This is a genomic window from Bowmanella denitrificans (genome assembly GCF_039522935.1).
Lineage (GTDB): Bacteria > Pseudomonadota > Gammaproteobacteria > Enterobacterales > Alteromonadaceae > Bowmanella > Bowmanella denitrificans.
Window position 1 is genome coordinate 1 of the sequence record NZ_BAAAEI010000010.1, and the last position, 22,334, is coordinate 22,334.

Genomic DNA, 22,334 nt, shown 5'->3' on the forward strand with positions numbered 1-22,334 from the left:
AAACTGCGCGTATTTGATCAGACTTTAAGATGATTTACAAAGTTTGATCCCGCCCTGGAATGTGCATAGTTTGGTAGACACGCATACAGATCAATAGATCTCACCTTATTAATCTATTTATGTCTTTGAGCTACTTTTCAGTTTACTTGCGCTGCGTCGGACGTGCAGTTTTTCAACTATGGACCCCAGAATCAGGATGAAAATTAAATAGATGCTAACTGAACCACCACTAGAACCAGTATGCGCACCGGTGTTTGTATCTCCTAGTTCCTTCTCTACATCTGCATCGGTATAGTTAACTGATTCAATTAAAAAAAGTTCGGCGACATCATTACCACCAGTGTTGAGGACAAGTTTAAGATTGCCGAATTGCATTTTTACGCTGCTTATGTCCAGGATCATATAATCAATATTATTAGATTGCTCCAATATGCCGGATTCAACATCAATTTCATTATTGTTGAAATAGGCGTGTAAAGTGACAACTTCTGGGTTACCTGTAAAGGTGAATGGTAAAATAAGGCTGTCCTCATCTGGCAGTGTTACTGCCATGACCAAAACTGCTTGTTCAGGAATACCATTAATGTCGAGTGCGGTCTGCATCATTATTCCATCAGCAGTATAAATATCCTGTGATTGTGCAACAGCATCGAATACATTGATTGAAATAAGAACTAAAAAGCACTGTGATAATTTAGAGTGCCAATGTTTGATTGTATCTAACATGTTTTTCTATCCTCTTATCCCAACTGAAATGGCTTTTTTTCTTACGGGTATGGTGTTGCGAGATTCTGTATCAATAAGAATCAGTCCGTGAATTTTCTGCAAAATAAGATTGATAACACTGGATGACACGGGTTTGGGCTCCGATGTCAAAGGATTTGATAATGTCATACTGTAGCGATAAGTGTATTCGCATCTGTAATTATAGTTGCCTGATTCATCTGAATAAGTGGCGTAAGCAGAATGTTTGTATGTGCCAAACACTTCATTTTGATATTTGTTGCTATCAAATAGCCCTGAGAATTCATACCTGTTTACATAGGTACTGTTGGGTGAACCAGTATCAGAGGGCCGTTCATATGCAGCGGATATTCTTCCTACGACCAACCCATCCGTGGCAACTAGTGAATAATAGCTACCTGTTGTACTATTCTTAGCGTTGAAGCGATAAAACTCTACTGAACCGGTTTGTGTATTGATGTCCAAAAAATCAGAGTCGGAATAAGTAGCACCTATGCTTTCATATCCACAATAATCTAAGTCACCACTTTGAGAGATTAGATGTATGTTTGAAAATCCACTGTCAATAATTTCAATGGCATGCAAGGAATCTGAAAAAAGTAATAGCATGAAATATATGGATCTTTTTACAATATTCATGTTCCGCCCCTAATTTTTAAACTTACTACTTAGCCTGCCTGACGCGACTCAAAACAATGGGGTCATCTCCTTCCAGCCCGATAACAAAAGAAATGGCGTCGTTGGAAAATGCCACCTTGGTAAAGGTGAGGGATTCGTTGCCTTCCTGCACGCCGCCGTTGGCATCGTCATATATATCTGCAACAAAAGACAGGGTTTGATTCTGGCTGTCGTAGTTATAGTGGCCCGCTTCCATACCGTTGGTTTGCAACTCGTCGTTATCATTGGTTATCAGCGCCTCATGCCACATAAATCGGCCGTCAGCCAATAAGGTCAGCGCGAACACTTCATCATCACCGTAAAAATAGGTGCCAACGACGTTGTTATTCAATGCATTGATCTTGGTGGCGCTGAGCGCACCTTCTTCAGGAATAACGAGGTTAAGTGCTGAGGATGTGGCTTGAACTTGGGTAAATGACAAGCCGCTGCCATCGGCATTACCGCTTTGCGAAATGCCGCCATCGCCGTTGCCATCCATAATATCCACCATCAGCGTGATGGTTTGTGTGGTGGCATCATAATTGTAGTGACCAGCCTCCATACCATTTGGTGCTTCGCCATTGGCCTCATTCCACAGAAAAATACCTTCGTTGGTTAGGGTAAGGGTGACAAACTCATCACCTGCAAAAAGCCAGGAGCCAACAATGGAGCCAAAAGCAGTGCCACTATTCATTAGCTGGGTTTCAAAGTGGCTTACCGCTGTTTGGCTATCAATAAGCTCATTGATGACATTGTCCTGCCCACCGTTTGAGACCACTGAAAGTACTGATGGCGACGACGCAAATTCCGCCACGGACAGCGTAAAATCCACTTGCCTGGCGTTATCTTTTGCCGTCTGTGTGATGGTGATGCCATTTTCTGTTGCACCGTCCTGATCCAAACTTTGCAACAGGCGGATGATATTAATCACCTCGGGATCCGATGTGTCCGAAGTATTCGCTAAATCAAGCGGTGTCAAGATAGCGGACGCATTGGCAGAGGGAAAGATGAGATCGCCAACATGGAATGTAACCGTCTCACCCGGTATGTACTCGTACTGCCCGTTTTCATCCGTCACACCAGACAAGGTTTCGGTTTGATAAGAGATATTGATGACTGGACTATCCAACAATACGCCTTTGGATTCAGTGTTGCTGACATTCACAACAACTGAATCGGTGGCGGTTGCCCCATCGTCGTCAGTCACTGTGACCGAAAAGGTCAAACTGGTATCCATATCGACGCTGGGCGCCATAAAACTCAGTTGGGCGCTGTTGTCACCATTTAAGGTCACAGCCTCTCCAGAGCTTTGCGACCAGGCATAAGCGCTGACACTGCCGTCACTGTCTGACGCTGTGGCGTTGATCGTCACGGTGCTTCGTTCATTCACACTCAGATCGGCACCGGCATCCACAGCGGGTGCCTGATTGGGTGTCGCTGTTTTAGGATCATCCCCGCCCCAACATGCACTTAACGAGCAGGCCATAGCGATATAGGTAAGGTGTTGTAGTTTCATTACATCAATCCCTGGTCGAATAGCGTTATGCAGCAAGTCTTGTGCAAAACCAGGGGATTGGATATAGGTAAAACTAGCTAGTGCTAATTCACATCTTTACTCAGTAACAGCGCAACGGTGGATAAGCGGTTTTTGGTGCCTAAGTGCTGATACAGTTTTTTGAGGTGATTGCTGACCGTAAACGGACTGATATTCATATGCTGGGCGATGGACTTGTCAGACAGCCCTTGTTTAAGAAAATGGCAGACACGGATTTGTTGTGGACTTAACCCGGCAAAGGGGATGGTTTCCAACTGCAGTTCAACAAAGGTATGACGCTTGATTGCCTTAATCGGAGTGCCATCCTCCAGCGCCAGGATAACAACCTCGCCCTCAAGCATAGCCGGTAAGGTAATTTTATCCTGACCTGTTCTTTGCAACATGGCCAGAAACGCCGTCTCGGCTTCCAAAATATTACCGCGTATATCGGTAATGGCCCGATACACTCCTTGATGATGCTGCTGACGGCTAAAACTGGACAAAATATTCATCGTCATTGCTTCGGCCAGGTGAGGGCTGACCAGTTGCTTAATGATTTTGTCCTGTGCGCTGAATGTGTAATTACCGTACCCCATCCGGTAAAGTGAAATGACATTTAATTTATCCTGACCATCGCATTGATAAATGGTGGTCAGGGTATTGTTCAGCTCGAATTTTTTGCCATGAATTTGATAAACCAGTTCTTGAATGTAAGTGTCCCAACTGGAGAATACTTCGGGGATCATTCTGAAGCTTTGATTTATATGTTCTACAGCGTATTTCGCTACGGGATCTTCATTCAGCATTTCGGTGGACAGCAAGCGGTTATAGTTTTCCATAAAACCGGCAGGAATATTAAAAAGATAGGTTTCTGCCCGGGTAAACGACTCCTCAACCCCTTTGCGATAAAACCAAACACCACTTTCAAACTGGATAAACTGTTGTAGTTCACTTAAGCAATATTGGCGAAATGCATCAGCATCCAGTTGCCCGGCCTGGCGATACACGCTGGCAATATAATGTGATAGTTGGACTTGTTGTTCATGAGTAAGCTCAGTGTCTTGTGGCATAGCCGGCCTTAATTGCTTGTACGCGATTATGTACGCCCAGTTTTCGGTAAAGGCTGGTGAGGTGGTTGTTCACTGTTGAAGCTGAAATATTCAGCGTACGGGCGATTTCTTTATTGGTTTGGCCTTGTGTAATACAAGCCAGAACGTTGTGTTCGGCTTGGCTTAACAGCTCGCCGCTATTGGCTTGTATTACCACACGGTAAAGCTCACCGACAGTGTCCACACAAAGGCAGTGCGCCAGCTCTGGTATTGGCAGGCGCTGCTGGGCGGCGTTTATCGGCAGCATAATGCGGTTAGCATTGATATGGTGTTTCAGCAGATCGGTAAAAGAGGGAGTTGCCTCAATAATGTGCAGGTGTTTGTCCAGCAGCGCTGTCAGCGCTGGCGCTTCATCTAAACGCTGAAACAACGCGCAGGACAGACTCTCTACCAGATGCGGCACCAACAGGCTTAGCAGTTGGATGTCATTGCCGCTGAATTCAGCGCTCTGGGGATTTCGTAGCAATTTAATACGTTGACTTGCCAAGCTTTCTGCACGCCGGATTGTTATGTCTATCTGGTGTGGTGTTTGATGCAAGGTTACACCTTGACCCATCAGGGAGTTGACAGGCTGGCAGATGGGGGCGCTTGAAAAAGTCGGAAGATGAGCTGCCAATGGGTTAGTGGGTGAGCTTAATGATTCAATCTGCTCAATGCGCCAACTGAGCACGGCGCCCAGGCTTTTGTTATTTTTATCGTGGTAATGCCAGTCAATATAATCAAAGGGCAGTAAATACGTTAACCACTGACATAGATGGAGACGAAAGTCCTGCATATCTCCATAATACGCGCGCTTGTATAACGCCTGGATATACGGATTACATTCAGTCAGCATGTTGCACCGTCCCCATCGAACTTGTTCATAATAATATGAATTATCGAATGAAATTCCAGTTTAACTGGAAGTTGGTTGAACCTGGTCCGGCCTGTTGCGGCGCAACCTATCGACATCAGGAATGACGAGTTTCTGTCGATGATGCTGTGTTAAAAGTATCGGTTCTATTCCCACCTGGACATTTGGCTTTTAAGTCAGCTAAGGGCTTTTTCTTGAGTACCATCCACAAATCAGCATGGCTTGGTAAAAAGGTATGCAATTCGCAAAGCCTGCGGCGGTGAGTAACGCCTGCATTTGTTGTGGCGACGCGACTGCAACCTGCTTCCCCAAGTAGGACGTATCGGTATGTAGTCCAGCTTGTTGATGCAGGGCTTGCCATTGCAGGCAGATATCTTTGAAGCTATCTGCCTGCAAATCCCAGCACAGATCGGCATTGATCATTATGGCACCGGGCTTTAAGCGCCGGGCAATGTGCTGGTAATAAGCCAGTCGCTCGGCTGCTGCGAGAATAAAATGCGAAACCAGAATACTGGTGGCAGCGTCAAACGGGGTTGTATCCGGCATGTCATGCAGGTAACCGCTAAAAAAAGTGCAGCGCTGCGCTATCCCTTGCTGTTGGGCTTTTTGCTGGCAGCGGGCCAACATGGCCGCCGCCGGGTCTACCAGGGTGAAATGCCAGCCGGGAAACGCCCTTGCCAGATACAGCAATTCTTCGCCGGTGCCAGCGCCCACACAAAGCAGGTGGGCATCTTCGGGTAAGCTGGCAAACAGCGCCTGCATCTGCCAATGCAGTGCGTCTTTTAGAGGCTGCATATGGGCGCGGCTACTATCATAGCGTGCCGCCATATCTGTATTAAATGCCTTATCGAGTATGCTTTGCATGGACTTTGTTTACCTGATTCAAATACTTGTTCATCGCCAAGGCGCACAGGGACTTAGCGTGGTTTCTGTTCCTGTCACTGTTACTCTTAGCGCTGACACTTTATTTACTGTCTAGCTGCATCTGGATCAGGGCATGGTGCACATGGACCCCGGTCATCACCCCTGAAGCGCTGGCCAGTGTGGCGTTTTGCATTGGAATCGCCATATCACCGGCGGCATAGACGCCAGCCACCGTGGTTTGCTGACATTCATCCACCTTCACCACCGGCCCCATAAAACCGGGCTCAAAGGCACAACCAAGCTGCTTTCCTAATGTACTGGCCATTTGTGTGTTAGGGCCCACATACAGGGCCTGTATGGGGAGCTCACGGCCATCGGCCAGTCGCACGGCGAGGATTTGCGGGGCCGTGCCAAGTAACTCAATTACCGGGCTTTCTTCTATCTGTACGCCGCGTTTTTCCAACATTTGGCGTGCGTCCGAATCCGGTGAAAACTGCCCTTGAGTAAAGTAGGTGGTGGGGCCCCAGTCGGGTGCCAGCTTAGCCTGGTGAATAGAAAACTCGCTGGTGGCCAGTACGCCCAAAGGGACGTTTTTATTTTCATAGCCATGACAATAAGGGCAGTGGATGACGGTTTTGCCCCAACGTTCAGGCAAGCCAGGGATATCCGGCAATTCATCCTTAACGCCGGTGGCCAGAATGACTTTGGCGGCAGCCATATGCTCACCATTGGCCGTTTCTGCACGAAAGCCTGTGCCGACTTTTTTCACATCGACCACTTCAGCTTCCAGTAAAGAAAACCCCGGATAAGCCTGCAGTTTGGTCAGGGCTTTATCGCGTATGGTAGCCGGGCTCTCGCCATCCAACGTGAAAAAGCCATGCGAATGAGCAGCAAAGCGGTTTCGGGGCTTGGCGCCGTCGATAACCAGTACCTGTTTTTGTGCCCTGACCAGCTGCATGGCGGCAGACAGACCGGCAAAGCTGCCACCGATAATCATTACATCAAATTTCATAACAAGACCTCTCTTTAAGTAACTATTAGTGTTACATGAAATGCTTGTATTGTTCAACACAAGAAACATTAAAGGTTACATAAGGCTGTGGTAGCATATGGAAAATTCTTTAAACAGCCAGTTATGCGCAAAGACAGCCGCCTTTCCCGGGTACTTCATGCCTTGATCCATCTGCATCACTATGGCAAACCCGCAACCTCTGACGACTTAGGTAAGATGCTTGGCACTAATCCTGTGGTGGTGCGCAGAACCATGGCGGCACTGCGTGAACAGGGCTATGTGAGTGCGTTGAAAGGGCACAATGGTGGTTGGTCGCTGGCGAAGCCGCTAACCGAAATCACTTTATATGATGTGCATAAGGCCCTGGGCGAGGGCTCGGTATTTACTATTGGTCTGACCGACGAACATAACAATTGCCTCATCGAACACGGCGTCAACCAAGCCTTGCGTGACGTGATGCAGGAAGCCGAAGCACTAATGTTGGCGCGTTTTAAGCAAGTAACGCTGGCCAATCTGGCAAGCGAGTTTGACAAACACAAGCTAGCTGTTTAGTTCTATGCAGGGGAGCTTGGAATGATTACTCTGGGCTCCCGCTCAAACGCCCGGCGTAATAACGCAGAAAATTCAGTGGAATCTGGTACGGCATGTTCATCTATCTGATAAACGGGCAGAGCCGGGGTCCAGGAATTCATCAATACTGCACCTTGCATACTGGCAAGATCGGTTAAATTAACTTTTCGCGTTTGCTGAGGAACATGCAATTCACTTAGCTGTCTTTGCACTATACCCATAGTTGTGCCAAGCAAATAGTCCGCTTTGGGCCAGATAACCGACTCACCATCCCAAAAAGCAATATTCCAGATAGAGCCTTCACTGATAAAACCCAACTGGTCGACAAATACCGCATCATTAAACCCCTGCTCTGCTGCCTGGCGCAAATAATAGGTTTTAGCGACTTCCCCCGAATGTTTGATATGTGCGAGATGCCGTTGGTGTATGAAGGATTTAAGTGCAAAAGGTCCGCTTGGACCATCTGATGGCGGCAAGGTGCGAACAAACAGGTGCAGCTGTTCACCTTGTATATTGGCGGTAAATTCTCCTGCACTTGAGTAGAGTGTGGCTAGCAGCGAACAATCAGTTGGGCTGGTACTCACAGCGTCGGCCAGATAACGGCAGATGCGTTTTTCCGACATCGTATTGGCAAAGAGTGCTAGGGATGCCTGTTGCAGGCGTTTTAGGTGTAAGTCCAACCCGCGGATACGGCCATCTCTGACCTGCATGGCAGTAAAATGGGCAAAGCCTGCAAAAGCAAGGCCTGTTAGTGGCTCGGCAGTTGCCGGTTGGCCGTTAAGGGTGGTGACAAATTCAGCCTGCGCAAACATACAAGAACTCCAAGGTGTAAATACAGCTGCCATGATGAGGATTTGACGCGACGAAGAGAAACGAGTATTTCTCAATACATCATTAAGTATTCTTTGAAGATCATGCTGAGTCGATTATTGCCAGGCACCGGTAGTTTGCGGATTTTAGACGCTGCAGCACGGCATCTGAATTTTACCCGGGCCGCCGAAGAAGTGGGCTTGACACCGGCCGCCGTCAGTTATCAGATTAAGGAAATTGAGGGGCGGCTAGGTGTAGTGCTGTTTGAACGGACCAGCCGCAGTATTAAAGTCAGCGAAGCCGGTAAACCGCTGTTGACGGCCGTCGCTGAGGTGTTAGCGCTACTGGATAAGGCAATTGCAGAGATAACAGCACCGCAGGCCAATAATGTTTTGCAAGTGTCACTGCCGGCGCGTTTGGCAACCAATTGGCTGATGCCAAAATTGGCCGATTTTAAGCAGTTACACCCTGAGATTCAGCTGGCTTTGGATATTACAGATGATGTGCGGGATTTGGTACCGGGAGGGCCTGATGTGGCAATACGTTTTGGGCGCGGGCAGTATTTACGGGGAGAAGCTATAAGGCTCACGCAGACCCGTTTGCTCCCAGTTGCAAGCCGGGAGTTATGGCACGCTGCCGATGATCTGGAGTCCTTGGCCGATTTAACAACTCAAGGCTTTTTGTATGTGGACTGTCAGGTGGAAGGGTTGCAATGGCCGGACTGGTCACAGTGGTTTGCGGCGGCCGGGCTGTCAATCGCCACCAGGGTAAGAACGCAGAAGTTTTCCGATACCAGTCACTTAATTCAGGCGGTACTGGCTGGTGGTGGAATTGGCCTGGTTGAACCTATGTTGGTGGGCGCTGAACTGGCAAACAAGCAGTTGATTGCGGTTTCCAAGGTGGCCGTCTCTTTACCTGTAAGCTATGCCTATTACCTGCTTATTCCGACGTCATCTGACCACAAGTTTGGGGTATCAGCATTCAAACAATGGTTAGTCGCGCAGTTGGCTGATACAGAATAGAGGCAACAAACGAGAGTTCATTGAATATTTTCTAGCGCATCCACTCGCCGGGTTGGTAATTTTTGTATATACCTAATAGGGGTATGACAGTTTTGTGACCAATAGGTGACAAGGTGAATCGCTGGCTGGAAATGTTCTGTTTGTTTGGGCTGGTGCCACTGTTGGTGGCGTTTTTTTCCGCTTATTCGGTTAAATGGCTCATTCCCATACTGTTGGTCATTGGATTTTTATGTTTATGGCTGCTGCTGAACGATCCAAGATTTAAGCGCTTCCGGCTCTGGCATCTGCAAGGATTAGGTCACTGTCTGCGTCATCAATTGTTGCTGTTTGCGCCCCTGGCATTAGTCATTAGTGTGTTGGTCTATCTTTGGTTGCCGCAGTTTTTTCTATGGTTACCAAGCAAAGATCATCAGCTTTGGTTACTGACGCTGGCCATTTATCCGTTGGTATCGGTGCTGCCGCAGGAACTGGTGTTTCGCACCTTTTTCTTTCATCGCTATAAACATATTTTGCCTTCCAAATTGGGTCGTTTGGGCTTAAGTACATTCAGCTTTGCCCTGGCCCACGCCGCTTACGGTAACTGGGTTGCGGTTGTGTTGTCCGGGGTTGGCGGCCTGCTGTTTGGTTATCGGTATATTCAAACCCGCTCTACCTTAATTGTGGCCATTGAACATTCGTTATGGGGGATGTTCTTGTTCACTATTGGCCTTGGCGTCTACCTGATGCAAATAGAGGGCATAGGCTTAATCAATTAGGCCATTTCCGATGGCATTGAATACGCTAACGTCTATAATCGGCGGCAATGACCATCCGTAGTGGAATAGCTGAATTTATGACCGATTCTCGTCGATTGCTGCCCGAATGGGCGCCGCAGGAAGCTGTGATTCTGGCCTGGCCTCATCAGGATACCGATTGGGCACCTTGGTTGGAAAAAGCCCGTAGCTTATACCTTGAGCTTATTGCTGCCATTAATCAGGCCAATTGCGGGGTGTTACTGCTGATTCGCGAAGCCGATATGGCCGACTTTCAAACCCGCGCCGCTCACTGCCAGCAAGTGTTGCTGCTTAAAGCCAATCCTAATGATACCTGGCTGCGTGATTATGGCTTTTTGACCTGTGCCTCTGAGCAGGGTATGCAGCCGGTGGAATACCAGTTTAACGGTTGGGGCAATAAATTCGATGCCCGCCGCGACAATCTGGCTAATCGCGATATTCTGGCCAGATTGTGTAAATTGCCATTAATCAGTACCGAGATGGTGGCTGAAGGCGGCGCGCTGGAGATAGACGGTGAGGGCCATTTGCTGTCCACTGCCTTATGTCTGCTTAACCCAGAACGCAATGGCGCGATGAGCCTGGACCAATACCAGGCGCAGTTTAAGGAGTATCTGGGAGCCAGCCGGGTCAGCATCTTCGAACATGGCCATCTGGAAGGGGATGATACCGACGGGCATATCGATACCCTGGTGCGTTTTACCCCGGATAAGGGCCTGGTCATTCAATCCTGCTTTAATCGCCCGCAGGATGCGCATTTTGACGGCTTGCAAGCGCTGGTGGACGAATGCCGCACGGCATTACCTGACCATCAAGTATTTGAATTGCCTCTGCCGGAAATCTATAGCGCCGAAGGCGACAGATTACCGGCATCCTATGCCAATTACCTGATTAACAACCAGCAGGTGCTATGTCCCATATACGGCCAGCCAGAAGACAAGGTGGCGCTGGAGGTGCTGACTAAAGCCTATCCGGCCCATAACATTGTGGCATTGGATTGCGCGGTGCTGGTACAGCAATACGGCAGCTTGCATTGCATTAGCATGCAGGTGCCCCAAGGTACATTAAAAGATGACGTGATGGCGCAATTGCGCAAGGGAGTAACTGTTTATGGCTAAACTTAAAGTCGGCCTGGTTCAGCAGGCCGTGGCAAATAACGACAAGCTCAGTAACTGGAACAACAGCGCCGCACAGGTGCGTAAGCTGGCCGCTGAGGGAGCCGAATTGGTGATGTTGCAGGAGCTGCACAGCACCCTGTATTTCTGCCAGGAAGAGAATACCGACTATTTCGATTTGGCTGAACCTATTCCCGGCCCTGCCACCGAGTTTTTTGCCGCCCTGGCTTTTGAGCTGAATATTGTGCTGGTCACCTCGCTGTTTGAAAAGCGCGGTTCGGGCCTGTATCACAATACCGCTGTGGTGTTTGACCGCAAGCAAGGCATGGTGGGTAAATATCGCAAGATGCATATTCCTGACGATCCCGGTTTTTACGAGAAGTTCTATTTCACACCCGGCGATCTGGGGTTTGAACCTATTCAAACCAGTGTCGGTAAGCTGGGCGTACTGGTGTGCTGGGATCAATGGTATCCGGAAGCGGCCCGTTTAATGGCTATGCGTGGTGCCGATATGCTGTTTTATCCCACTGCCATTGGCTGGGATATGACCGATACCGCGGATGAACGCGAGCGTCAGCACACCGCCTGGCATACCATTCAACGCGCCCATGCGGTGGCCAACTCGCTGCCGGTGATTGTAGCCAACCGTACCGGCTTTGAAGCCTCGCCCATTGAGGGCGACCCGGGTATTCAGTTCTGGGGCCAAAGCTTTGTGGCTGGTCCGCAAGGTGAATTACTGGCCCAGGCCAGCAGTGATAAAGAAGAAACTTTGCTGGTGGAGCTGGATCTGGCCCGTACCGAAAACGTGAAACGTATCTGGCCCTATTTCCGCGACCGGCGCATTGACGCCTATGAAGATCTGACCCGTCGCTGGCGCGACTAAACTCGCTTCGTGCTCCCCCTATAGGGTGGAGCACTTGTTTAATTTCAATATGCTAGCTTGCTGCTTGCTGCTTGTTGCAGAGAATATTGGGGGAATTTCCCCTGCCCAGTCGAAATACAGCATTTCCAGCCGACAATAATGGGATTAGAAGGGCACCACGGTGGCGCTCGTTGTTGATTAGCAGGAGATATGATGAAAATTACTATAGAAACTTTGGTAAACGCCTCTTTAGCTCAAGTTTGGCAAGCCTGGACAACACCCGAACATATTACTCAATGGAATTTTGCTATTGATACCTGGTGTTGTCCCAGAGCGGAAAATCAACTGGTGGTTGGCGGTGCTTTTAACTACCGGATGGAAGCCAAAGACGGCTCAATGGGTTTTGATTTCTGCGGCACTTATACGGTTGTTGAGCCTCAAAAACTGATTCGCTTTAATCTGGGAGATGAGCGTGAAGTCAGTGTGGCGTTTCTGCCTACAGAGCAGGGTATCAAGGTCACTGAAACCTTTGAAGCTGAAGATGAGAACTCTGCCGAACAGCAGCGTCAGGGCTGGCAGGGAATATTGGATAATTTTAAGGCCCATGTAGAGGCTAACTGACAACGCCTGAAGCGCTGACCTTATTTTGCCCTAAAGCAGCGTGTCGGCATGGAACTATAGAGGAAGAATAAAGTGGTAACTTGTTTTCTGCGTTATGTTATCGACCCCAATAAGCTGGAAGAATTTGAAGCCTATGCCAGGATGTGGATCCCGCTGGTCAATAAATTTGGTGGGCAGCACAACGGCTATTTTCTGCCTTCAGAAGGGGCTAATAATATAGCGTTGGCGCTGTTTACTTTTTCCAGTCTGGCAAGCTATGAGCAATACCGCCAGGACTCCTTTAATGATGCCGACTGCCAGGCGGCCTTTCAATACGCAGAGCAAACGCAGTGCATTGTTAGCTATGAGCGTAGCTTCTTCAGGCCGGTTTTGGCCTGAAGGGGCAATTATCAAATAACGCAATGCGTTAGCGCCCAGCCCGCCAGCGGGCCAGGTGACTATGTTGCTGTTGTTGTTACAGACTAAGGTCGAGCACTATTTTACCCAAGGCCTGATGTGACTCACAGCGTTGGTGGGCTGCCTGGATCTGCTCAAGAGGGTAGACCGAATCAATCGCCATCTGCAGTTGCCCGCTCTCAACAAGCGTGGTGATCTGCTCAAGATCGCCGCCATTGGGGTTGACCCACATACGATGAAAATGCACTCGCTTTGCTGCCAGTTGGGCTTCAGGCAGTTCATCCAGGGTGGAAATTAAAAAGCCGCCGGGTTTAATCAAGTCGACACTTTGCTGCAGTAAGTCGAGGCCGCCACGTGCCGCATACACCATGTCAACGGGTTCGATACCCTTATGCCAATCTGCCTGATGGTAATCTCTGACCTCATCTGCGCCTAAGGCTTTGATATAGTCTTGCTTGGACGCTGAGCCGGTAGCGATAACCGTCGCCCCTTTGGCTTTGGCCAGCTGTACTGCCAGGCTGCCTACCGCACCGGAGGCATTATGCACCAGCAAGCGCTGACCGGATTGTAATTTACCCTGACTAAACAACCCCTGCCAGGCCGTTAGTGCTGCCAGAGGCAGGGCAGCAGCCTGCACAAATGAAAGATTAGTGGGTTTGGGTCTGACGACATCGGCATCCACGGCTATCCACTGGGCATTGGTGCCCTGGGCCTGAATAGGCGTGTAGGCGTACACCTCGTCACCCGGTTTAAGATGATCAACTTTGTCTGCCACCTCATCGATTATGCCAGCACAGTCCCAGCCCAGGATCAGCGGCAACGTATGGGTTTCTGTACCACTGAGCATGCCGTTGCGGATATGAAAATCCACCGGGTTGACACCACTTGCCATCACCCGAATCAGTACCTGACCGGGTTGGATCACAGGTTTGGGCTGCTCGCTCACTGTCAGTACTGCGGCGTCACCATATTGACTAATAAAGGCTGCTTTCATTTTTCATTCCTTGTTGGTTTCAGCAGCCTCAGTATCAAGATTTGCCGGTATTCTGGATAATGAAGAAATTGAATAGCAATGATTGATAAAAACCATGTATGGCCTGCTAAGGTGTGTTTACCATCTCACAACACTTGGCCCCCTATGTCACTAAAACTGCCGATACCCTTGCTGTTTGGCGCTCTGGTATTTGCAGCTACCGGGAGTTTGCTTTTGTACTTAGCCATTGACGATATGCTGGACACCAGTCAGTTTCTAAGCGGCGCCAGCTATGGTGTGGGCACAGTAGAAGACGTTCGCCAGCATTATCAGGAGATTGGCAGCACTGCCAGGCGCTCCCGTACTCTGGTGAATAGCGCACTGATTCGCCTGACACTGGCAAGTGGCGAGACAGTGTTGGTTGTGCATGATTACGGATTGTGGGAAGCCGAGCTACAAACCGGCCAGCAGGTTAGGCTGGCTTATCAGGCTCAGGCGCCAGAACAGGCAAAACTGGTAAACTTTGCTGCGTTATGGGCGGGCCATATCGGGATGCTGGTGCTGGGAAGTTTGTTTGTCGGTGCCGCTTATCTTCTGATCCGAGTGTTTCGCTGAATTCACCTTGTCAGGGGTCATTCGGCTTTGTTAGATTGCCAGAATATTCAATGGCTTGATGTCGATGCCAAGCTCAGCTCACAGGGAACTGGATGGAATATCCGATAGCCGGTGCCTGCCAATGTGGCGAGGTAACCTACCAGCTTAATGCGGCACCGCTGATGGTGGTGGCTTGTCATTGCAAGGAATGTCAGAAGCTCTCGACCAGCGCATTCAGCATTACTGCGGTGGTGAAGGCCAAAGATGTGGAATTTCAAGGTCAGATGCAAAAGTGGCAGCGTAAGGCCGATAGCGGCAATATTAATGGTGCAATGTTCTGCCCAACCTGTGGCAATCGGCTGTATCACTTTAATCCAGAAGAGCCGGATATTATTAAGTTGAAGCCGTCTAATCTATCCGATACCCGGCTTATCCAACCAACCGCCCATGTATGGGTGAGTGAAAAGCAGGATTGGTTTAGCTTACCCGCTGATGTTCCTGTTTATGAGCGCCAGCCCTGAATTCGCTTAGCTCAGTCGTTTGCACTATTACAGAAGTTACGCAACCACCTGGTCGTCATTTGCACAGTAATAGGGAGCTGCAGAGCGTTGTGCTTATGTACCAGTTTGCTCAGAACAAGCCAGTAGCTGAGCATGGTTTAGGACAATGGCGACAGATCCCAACTATGCCAGCGCCTGAGTCAACCACGACAGTACAGGCGAGATACCGTTTGGCACATGGCCTTGCAGATAATATCCCAAACCAGAGCCGACGGGCTTGCCATCAGCTAACGGCTTAAGTTGTGCGGCGCCCTTTATCAGGGTCTGGCCACTAAACACCAGGCCCAGCCCGGCCTGAGCCTGCTGAATGGCAAACAGCTCTTGATCAAAATATGTCAGGCTTATGTGGTCAGTAGAGCTGGCCAGTTGTTGGCAAAAAGTTTGCCATGGGGCGGCTGGCAAGCTGGTGTTTTTCCATCTTGGTAAAAATATGGGGCAATCCTGCCCGGCCTCGAATCTGGCAAGTTGGCTTGCCGTGCCATACAGGTTGAAATGTTCATGGGTAACGGGCTGAGCCTGGTTTGCTACCAACCCAAATCTGATCGCCAGAGTACTGACAGACAGCGATGGCTCCAGTTGTTCGCCACTGCGTATTTCTATTGGCGTATCGGGTAATAACGTCTGCATCTCTGCCATTCGGGGCAGCAGCCAGAGCGCGGCAAATGACGAAGTACAACGTATCACCAGCCCCTGACTTTGCCCCTTCAACTCCTGAAGCGTCTGACCAATGGCGTGCAGGCTGGCGCGAGTGACCTTAGCCAATCGGATACCGGATTCGGTTAGTGCAACCTGGCGAACCTGCCGGCTAAATAGTGTTACGCCCAACCAGGCCTCCAGATTACGAATCTGATGCGATACCGCGGTTGGCGTCAGGTGCAACTCATCGGCAGTCAGTTTAAAGCTGAGATGACGGGCGGCTACGTCGAAAACCCGTAAGCTGTTAAGTGAAGGAAAGTCTGACATTCTCTTATGGATGAATAAATTTCACCTTAAGTGTAAAAAGCATCTTTTGTCAGAGGCAACAAAAATTTGCAAGATAATCCCTGTTAATTTGAACGAACGGAGCAAAAGCAATGAAAATTCTAAGATTAGATGCCAGTGTCAGGGGCGATAGCCATGAACGACTCAGCTACAGGTCAATTTCAAGACAGTTAGCCAATCACTTTTTGTCTGAACTTAAGGTGAATAATGTTCACTTTGAAATGAAGTTGAGAGATGTGGGCAAAATCCCCCCGGCTTTTATTGACGAAGCCTGGCTGGCAGCCTGTTTTACACCAGAAACCAAGCGTACGCCTGAAATGCAACAGGCACTGGCCCTGTCTGACAGCCTGATAGATGAGTTGCATTGGGCAGACTTGTTACTGATTTCCACCCCTATGTATAACTACGGTATGCCAGCGGCCCTGAAGGCCTGGTTTGATCAGGTTATTCGGGTGAACAAAACCTTCAGTTTTGACTTGCAACGTGGCGACTTTCCACTGGCCCCGATTTTTTCCGGAAAGCGCCTGGTGTTGGTATCCTCTACCGGGGAATTTGGCTTTGAGCCGGGTGGTGTGCGTGAGCATATGAATCACTTAACTACCCATATTCGTACCTTAAGCCATTATCTGGGGGTAGAGCAGGTGGATGACGTGCAGGTGCAATTCCAGGAATTTGCCGATGCACGACATGAGGCGTCCAAAGCCCAGGCTTTTGAGGCGGTGGCTGCACTGGCAAAGGCGTTTCTGCCGCAGGTGCCTAAACAGATAGAAGAGCTGATGCAGAGCGCTTGATTTTTTGTTTACTGTTCTGCAGCTATGCTTATCACTGGTAACAGCGAATCAAATTATCCAGAGTTGTAGTGAATAGTGCAGGCAAGGTTTTGACATTCTGGCGTGGTTCAATAATGCCCTTTTTAACATGGGGGCTTGCAACTGTATTACTTGCATCCCCAGCCGCGTTTGCTTTGCAGGGGCAGCCTGATGACAACCGGACATTAAGAAGGGGACTATCCAATTTACCTGGCTCGTTAGACCCGCAGCAGCATAAAACCACCAACGACAGTTTATTAGCCATTGAGCTTTTTGCCGGCTTAGTCCGGCTTGATCCCAAGGGTAGGGTGGTGGCGGACACCGCTTCGCACTGGCAAGTTAGTGAAGACGGTCAGGTTTATCGCTTTTTCCTACGCAAGGACGCCAGGTGGTCCGACGGGCAACCATTAATTGCAGAAGATTATGCACTGGCGTACCAGCGAATTTTGCAAGGAGGCCAAGGTACCCCTATGTTGTTTAGATCAGGATTGGAAAGTCAACCAGCAGATAGCAAGGCTAAAATGCCGGGCATGTTCGCCTTGTCAGAGACTGAACTGGAAATACGTTTGTCTGCAGCAACGGGCGAGCTGCTTTACTGGCTGACTGACACTGAAGCCATGCCTGTTCCCAGCCATTTATACAAGCATATGGGGGATGAATGGGTGGCAAAGCGGCCATTTGTCAGTAACGGCCCTTATACTTTGCAAAGCTTTAGCCCGCACTTAATCCAGTTGACCAAAAACCCTCTTTATCATGCAGCCGAGGAAGTGGGTATTGAGCATGTTCGCTATGAAATTTTGCCAGCAAATTTAAGCATGGGCCGTTACATTGCCCAAACCCAGGCCGACATTGCCACTGGTCTGGCGTATTATCAGCTACAAAGCGCCGGGCGCATGGCGGGATACAGGGTCATTCGACAATTAAACAATGCGTTGTTGATGTTTTATTTAAACCCACAGGTAGAAGGCCTTACTGATATTCGGGTTCGTCAGGCACTGAATCTGGCTATGGATCGTCAACTTATGGTGAATATGCGGCAAAAAGGGGAACAGGCCATGTTTGGCCTGGTGCCAGAGCAAGCCGATTACCCTTCGGAGCCGGAGCCCGCCCAAACCTATCCGCAAATGCTGGCGCAGGCTAAGCAACTTATGAGTGAAGCTGGATACAGCCACCAGCAACCACTTAAACTGGAGTTGCTTACCTCTGATCGGGATTTGAGTATCAAGGATTCGGCGATGGCCATCCGGATTTGGGCCGAGCTGCCGATTGAATTTACCTTAAACAAGCAACCTTTTAGTCAGGTAGTTAAGCGTATCTACGCAGGGGACTTCCAGGTGGTCAGGCGAATCTGGCAGACTAATCATGGCGATCCTTTGGGCATGTTGCAGATTTACCTGCCGCAATTTGCGCCTCTTTTGTATCCAACGGCAGATGCGCACATTGAGCAGCTACTGGCATTGAGCAGAACAGCGTCGCAACGTCGCTTTCAACATATTAAAGCGTTGGAAAGGTACCTGCTTCAGCAAGTACCGAGTGTACCAGTATTGCAGAATGCCAAATTTCAACTGGTATCAAAACGCGTTGCCGGTTGGTCAGATAATAGTCTGGCCCGTAACGAAAGCCGCTGGCTGACACTCAAGGACGGTGACCAATCTAGCACCTTAAATGAGGTTGTTAGACCCGTTGGTCATTAGATTCAGGGGCTTGCTAAGCCCCTGAAGGTTTATGCTCAGGCAATATAGCTAATATGCTGGTGGAAGCGTAAGGTCAGCGCGGTACGCTGCGGATCAATACCCAGACTTTTGGCAAAGCCATCCAGCGCTTCTTCCACCCGGTTCATAAAGTGTCCGTAACCAAACTCGGTATTGTCTTCCTTACCGGCGACAATAATAAAGTGGGCGGTTTCCACCAGGTTGTTATTGTCCCAGTAAGCGACAAACTGCTGGCCTGGCGCATCCGGATCAAAACTGATTTTTTGCAGCTCCGCATTGTGCTGAGACTGATCCACCTGACTGTTACGTACCAGCGGTGTCAGACCATTGGCAACCATGGCCAGACGATCCAATTTTTTATTGCGGGTGGCAGTTAAAAACTGCTCTTCCAGCGCCAGATACAGCGGTGCAAAGTGCTCGCTGCTGGTGGCTTCAAACTGCTGCTTTAGCTGCCTGGTCATAGGCAGGCTCAGCGTTACATAGCTGATAGCAGAATGCTGCTGAGGCAGTTCGCACTGTCTGGCTTTGTATCTGGGATACAGGCCGCGCAGTTTGTATCCATAACTTTCTTTATGACCTTTTTCATGGGCGAACAAGTCATAGGACAGATGCTGGTGATCACGGATTTTTATCTGGCTGTCGGTCTGAGGCAATTCGGCTTTAAGCTGGCTGATAACGCTCATGACCTGTTGGTGGAATTGGGCAGCATGTGCACGCAGCTCAGATCCTGTGGCTAAAAACAGCAGGCGGATTTTTCGTGCCTGATAATCTGCTGTGGTGAACAGATTCTGCCCTTCATGTACCACAGGGTCATAGAAGAACAGGATCTGCTTGGCGGTTTGAAAATGCATAGCTTCATTGTGATAGCGCACCACTGGCAATTTGTCATTGGCGATCATATGTACATTGTGCAGGCCCGCAGCATCGGCCAGGGCAAAGAAGCGCTGACTCAGTTTGTCGTAGCAGGACTTGGCGCTGTCAAAGTGCTGATAAAAGCTGTTGTCGGTTTTGATCTCTGCCAGCAGATACTGGTTGGATCTGGCGTTAGTGGGAATATATACCCGGTGTTTGGAATGACTGGCCATGATGTCTCCTTGGACTGAATGACTTAGATGGCCAGATGTTAGCGGCTGCGCATGTCAGAAAAGTTGTTCCAGATTAAGTTTTTTGCCGACTGTTTAAAGCGGCTGGGCAATTCAGGTACTTTTTTGATCTGAAACAAAAATTCTCTGGCAAGCCACCATTTTCAAACTACCTTTTATGCTTAGGGGCTGAATTTGAACAGAAAACTCTGCTCAGTTGCTACATAGCTCTGTGTGAAACCAATATGGCTTTCCGGTGAGGCGGTACGGAGACAAAAACAATAAAAGGTTCGTAACATGCCGCAGTCCCGCACGCCAAGCACTAATGCCTGGGATACACCTGTAGGGGATTCAACTCAGGGCCAGTTTGCCCAGGTTTATGCCGAAGAAGCTAACCTGATTGCACTGCGTCGCCGCAATCTTGGCGTACAGGCTAACGCCGATGCCAGCAAACTGAGCCTGCCAGAGAGCATTTTTCCCAGTAACGGTTTCGTTGCTGCACCAGTGCTTGACGGGGTGCTGACGGAACTGGAACAGACGCAACCTGCCTGGCAGCATGAAGAGGCTGAAAACCACTGCCAACCCCGGCAAGGTCTGATTGGGCTGGCGTTATCCGGAGGCGGAATTCGTTCTTCCACCTTTAATCTGGGGGTGATGCAGGCGGTACAGCGGGCGGGCTTATTTCCTTATATGGATTATCTGTCCACCGTATCCGGCGGTGGCTATATCGGTACTTACCTGACGACCTCGATTCAGGAAAATCTAAGTCTGGGTGAATCCCCAATGATTGATTCCACGACGTCCGAGCAGGATAGGGCGGACCCATTTCCCTTTGTGCACCAAACCGGCCAGGTAGAGAACAGCCGTTTTCGACATCTGCGTAATTATGCCAGCTATCTGACCCCACAGGGGCGGGCACAATTGCTGTTTGCGCCGCTTATCCTGTTGCGTGGATTTTTGATTAATCTGCTGGCTATTGCCCCGCTAATGCTGGGAGCGGCCCTGTGTTTATTCGTGCTGTTAGACTATCAAAGTGCAACTGGTAATTTTGTTTTTGCCTGGGAACCCTGGTTAGCTGAGCAGTTATTGGCTGAGGCGGCAGGGGTCTATGATCTGAAGCAGCGCGTGTTGCTGCGCTTTCCTCTGAGCCTTTTGGCGCTGGCGCTACTTGTGGGGTATTTTTTCAGCTATCCGTTAGTGCACTTTCGGGATTTTTGGCGTGGAGTGACAGAAAACACCCGCCGCGGCGCCCGGATGGCCAGACTGAAAAGATATCGGGCGTTTTTTCTGATTTTTGTAGCTGCGGTGGCATTGGAATCTATGCCGCTGTTGATGGAATGGTTGCACAAACCGCATTATTGGCTGGCATGTTTAGGTTCGGTCAGTCTGCTGCAATCGGCTCTGGCGCAAAGGGTGCTGGTGTGGCTCAAAGCCAAGCTGGCCAGTATGGCCATGTTGCTGGCGGCTTTGATTCTGATGCTTTTACTGCTGGTGGCTGTATTGTTTGTGGCCAAAATGATGATACAGATGCGTTTGCATTGGCAGTGGGTGTTAGTGTTTGGCGGCCTGGCGTTTGTTTATGCACTGGTGTTTGTGGATATCAATGCCACCTCTATCCACAAATATTATAAAGATCATCTGGTCAAAGCCTTTGTGGCACAAGCCGCCGCAGATGATGCGCCAGACCCCAACAGGCGGGGGCAGTGGGTGCCGAGACTCAGCGAATTAAAGCAAACCCATCAGCCTTATCACTTGCTCAACGTGACCCTGAATATGGACTGGGGCGATAAAGACAATCAGCTGTTTAAGAATGGCAGACGGGCCAGTTTTTTTATCTTCAGCAAGTTCTTTTGTGGTGGTCCGCGTTGTGGCTATGTGCCTACCGAACAACTTGAGAAGGTCGAACGGGACCTGGATATTGGCACGGCAATGGCCATTTCCGGTGCTGCGGTGGCGCCGAATATGGGGCGAGTGGGCAACCCCTGGCTGGGCTTTCTGTTTGCCTTTTTCAATGTGCGCCTCAACTATTGGTTGCGCAATCCCATGCAACTCGACAAGCAAGGCGATAAGGTCAGTGTCTGGTATCGGCCCGGCCCTTTATATTTGCTGCGGGAAATGCTGCAACGTTTAGGCAGCGAGCGACCCTTTGTGAATCTCTCGGATGGCGGCCATATTGAAAATACCGGCATCTATGAGCTGTTGCGCCGCCAGTGCCGCTTGATAATTGCCGGTGATGGCGAATGTGATACCAGACTCACCTTTGGTGGGTTGGCTGAGGTAATTCGTCTGGCCAGAATTGATTTTGGTTTTCGCATTCAAATGGATGGCCTGGATGAACTGCGAGCCGGTGAACAACGCTATGCCATTGGCACGATTTATTATCACGAAGACTGGCAGAATCCGCAGAACAACAGAATTGGCAAACTGATTTATCTGAAATCCAATCTCGGTGGTGACTACAATCTGGCCGCCACCTTAAATCAAGAGCTGTATCGCACTTCTGCCGGCAGGGACGATGATTATCTGTTTGACCGCAATGCCTATCTGGCCTTCTACCGCAGTATGCACCCCGATTTTCCCCATGAGACGACCGCAGACCAGTTGTTTGACGAGGCCCAGTTCGAAAGCTACCGGGCGCTGGGCTTCCAGGTGGCAGCGTCTGCCCTACTTAACCCCTGACAGGA

General features: G+C 49.5%; 23 protein-coding genes. 12 read left to right on the plus strand and 11 right to left on the minus strand.

Going from position 1 to position 22,334, the window contains the following annotated elements; translation table 11 throughout:
• Nucleotides 1–117 precede the first annotated feature (117 nt).
• From ABD028_RS09570 to ABD028_RS09600, 7 genes are all read right to left on the minus strand, one after another.
• Complete coding sequence (locus ABD028_RS09570; RefSeq protein WP_343844477.1) at nt 118–726, minus strand: hypothetical protein; 609 nt, start codon at nt 724–726, stop codon at nt 118–120.
• 6 nt (nt 727–732) lie between these two features.
• Nucleotides 733–1,383 (minus strand): hypothetical protein, encoded by a 651-nt coding sequence (locus tag ABD028_RS09575; protein ID WP_343844478.1) that lies wholly within the window; start codon nt 1,381–1,383, stop codon nt 733–735.
• A 25-nt stretch (nt 1,384–1,408) separates the two neighbouring features.
• The gene (locus ABD028_RS09580) at nt 1,409–2,917 is read right to left on the minus strand and encodes a PKD domain-containing protein (RefSeq protein WP_343844480.1); all 1,509 of its coding nucleotides are present in this window, start codon (nt 2,915–2,917) and stop codon (nt 1,409–1,411) included.
• Nucleotides 2,918–3,000: 83 nt separating this feature from the next.
• Nucleotides 3,001–4,005 carry a helix-turn-helix transcriptional regulator gene (locus ABD028_RS09585; RefSeq protein ID WP_343844481.1) on the minus strand — a complete coding sequence of 335 codons (1,005 nt, stop codon included), beginning with the start codon at nt 4,003–4,005 and terminating at the stop codon, nt 3,001–3,003.
• Nucleotides 3,989–4,879 (minus strand): helix-turn-helix transcriptional regulator, encoded by an 891-nt coding sequence (locus ABD028_RS09590; protein ID WP_343844482.1) that lies wholly within the window; start codon nt 4,877–4,879, stop codon nt 3,989–3,991. Before ABD028_RS09590 ends, ABD028_RS09585 begins: the two co-directional genes overlap by 17 nt.
• A 198-nt stretch (nt 4,880–5,077) precedes the next feature.
• Nucleotides 5,078–5,761, minus strand: a complete 684-nt coding sequence (locus ABD028_RS09595) for a class I SAM-dependent methyltransferase (protein WP_343844484.1) — start codon at nt 5,759–5,761, stop codon at nt 5,078–5,080.
• A 100-nt stretch (nt 5,762–5,861) separates the two neighbouring features.
• Nucleotides 5,862–6,773 carry an NAD(P)/FAD-dependent oxidoreductase gene (locus tag ABD028_RS09600; RefSeq protein ID WP_343844486.1) on the minus strand — a complete coding sequence of 304 codons (912 nt, stop codon included), beginning with the start codon at nt 6,771–6,773 and terminating at the stop codon, nt 5,862–5,864.
• Between the two features lie 123 nt (nt 6,774–6,896).
• On the opposite strand from ABD028_RS09600, the gene ABD028_RS09605 reads away from it, so the two are divergent.
• The gene (locus ABD028_RS09605; protein ID WP_343844488.1) at nt 6,897–7,325 is read left to right on the plus strand and encodes an RrF2 family transcriptional regulator; all 429 of its coding nucleotides are present in this window, start codon (nt 6,897–6,899) and stop codon (nt 7,323–7,325) included.
• Between the two features lie 2 nt (nt 7,326–7,327).
• On the opposite strand, the gene ABD028_RS09610 is transcribed toward ABD028_RS09605, so the two are convergent.
• The gene (locus tag ABD028_RS09610; RefSeq protein ID WP_343844490.1) at nt 7,328–8,155 is read right to left on the minus strand and encodes an aminotransferase class IV family protein; all 828 of its coding nucleotides are present in this window, start codon (nt 8,153–8,155) and stop codon (nt 7,328–7,330) included.
• 102 nt (nt 8,156–8,257) lie between these two features.
• On the opposite strand from ABD028_RS09610, the gene ABD028_RS09615 reads away from it, so the two are divergent.
• The 6 genes from ABD028_RS09615 (at nt 8,258) to ABD028_RS09640 (ending at nt 12,921) form a co-directional block, all read left to right on the plus strand.
• A complete protein-coding gene (locus ABD028_RS09615) occupies nt 8,258–9,175 on the plus strand; it encodes a LysR substrate-binding domain-containing protein (protein WP_343844492.1) in 918 nt (305 codons plus the stop codon).
• A gap of 131 nt (nt 9,176–9,306) precedes the next feature.
• Nucleotides 9,307–9,930, plus strand: coding sequence for a CPBP family intramembrane glutamic endopeptidase (locus ABD028_RS09620; RefSeq protein WP_425542095.1), 624 nt, complete (start codon nt 9,307–9,309; stop codon nt 9,928–9,930).
• Nucleotides 9,931–10,007: 77 nt separating this feature from the next.
• Nucleotides 10,008–11,063, plus strand: coding sequence for an agmatine deiminase family protein (locus tag ABD028_RS09625; protein ID WP_343844495.1), 1,056 nt, complete (start codon nt 10,008–10,010; stop codon nt 11,061–11,063).
• Nucleotides 11,056–11,943, plus strand: a complete 888-nt coding sequence (locus ABD028_RS09630) for a carbon-nitrogen hydrolase (protein ID WP_343844496.1) — start codon at nt 11,056–11,058, stop codon at nt 11,941–11,943. The genes ABD028_RS09625 and ABD028_RS09630 overlap by 8 nt, the downstream gene beginning before the upstream one ends.
• Nucleotides 11,944–12,135: 192 nt before the next feature.
• On the plus strand, nt 12,136–12,543 hold the full coding sequence (locus tag ABD028_RS09635; RefSeq protein WP_343844498.1) for an SRPBCC family protein: 408 nt from the start codon (nt 12,136–12,138) through the stop codon (nt 12,541–12,543).
• Between the two features lie 72 nt (nt 12,544–12,615).
• Nucleotides 12,616–12,921 (plus strand): NIPSNAP family protein, encoded by a 306-nt coding sequence (locus ABD028_RS09640; RefSeq protein ID WP_343844500.1) that lies wholly within the window; start codon nt 12,616–12,618, stop codon nt 12,919–12,921.
• Nucleotides 12,922–12,997: 76 nt separating this feature from the next.
• Here ABD028_RS09640 and ABD028_RS09645 read toward each other — a convergent pair whose 3' ends face one another.
• Nucleotides 12,998–13,933: an NADP-dependent oxidoreductase gene (locus ABD028_RS09645; RefSeq protein ID WP_343844503.1), complete on the minus strand. Its 936-nt coding sequence runs from the start codon at nt 13,931–13,933 to the stop codon at nt 12,998–13,000.
• A gap of 144 nt (nt 13,934–14,077) precedes the next feature.
• Here ABD028_RS09645 and ABD028_RS09650 point away from each other — a divergent pair, with 144 nt between their 5' ends.
• Together ABD028_RS09650 and ABD028_RS09655 are read left to right on the plus strand one after the other, a co-directional pair.
• A complete protein-coding gene (locus tag ABD028_RS09650) occupies nt 14,078–14,527 on the plus strand; it encodes a DUF3592 domain-containing protein (protein WP_343844505.1) in 450 nt (149 codons plus the stop codon).
• 92 nt (nt 14,528–14,619) lie between these two features.
• Nucleotides 14,620–15,027: a GFA family protein gene (locus ABD028_RS09655; RefSeq protein ID WP_343844506.1), complete on the plus strand. Its 408-nt coding sequence runs from the start codon at nt 14,620–14,622 to the stop codon at nt 15,025–15,027.
• A gap of 162 nt (nt 15,028–15,189) precedes the next feature.
• Here the strand turns inward: ABD028_RS09655 and ABD028_RS09660 are convergent, their stop codons facing one another.
• Nucleotides 15,190–16,029: a LysR family transcriptional regulator gene (locus ABD028_RS09660; RefSeq protein WP_343844507.1), complete on the minus strand. Its 840-nt coding sequence runs from the start codon at nt 16,027–16,029 to the stop codon at nt 15,190–15,192.
• A 110-nt stretch (nt 16,030–16,139) separates the two neighbouring features.
• On the opposite strand from ABD028_RS09660, the gene ABD028_RS09665 reads away from it, so the two are divergent.
• Both ABD028_RS09665 and ABD028_RS09670 read left to right on the plus strand, forming a co-directional pair.
• The gene (locus tag ABD028_RS09665; protein WP_343844509.1) at nt 16,140–16,838 is read left to right on the plus strand and encodes an FMN-dependent NADH-azoreductase; all 699 of its coding nucleotides are present in this window, start codon (nt 16,140–16,142) and stop codon (nt 16,836–16,838) included.
• 113 nt (nt 16,839–16,951) lie between these two features.
• Nucleotides 16,952–18,550, plus strand: a complete 1,599-nt coding sequence (locus tag ABD028_RS09670) for a peptide ABC transporter substrate-binding protein (protein WP_343844511.1) — start codon at nt 16,952–16,954, stop codon at nt 18,548–18,550.
• Between the two features lie 35 nt (nt 18,551–18,585).
• Here the strand turns inward: ABD028_RS09670 and ABD028_RS09675 are convergent, their stop codons facing one another.
• Entirely contained in the window at nt 18,586–19,653 is a 1,068-nt protein-coding gene (locus ABD028_RS09675) for a DUF3083 family protein (RefSeq protein ID WP_343844512.1), read from the minus strand.
• A 294-nt stretch (nt 19,654–19,947) separates the two neighbouring features.
• Between ABD028_RS09675 and ABD028_RS09680 the strand changes: the two genes are divergently transcribed.
• Entirely contained in the window at nt 19,948–22,329 is a 2,382-nt protein-coding gene (locus ABD028_RS09680; RefSeq protein WP_343844513.1) for a patatin-like phospholipase domain-containing protein, read from the plus strand.
• Nucleotides 22,330–22,334: the final 5 nt, after the last annotated feature.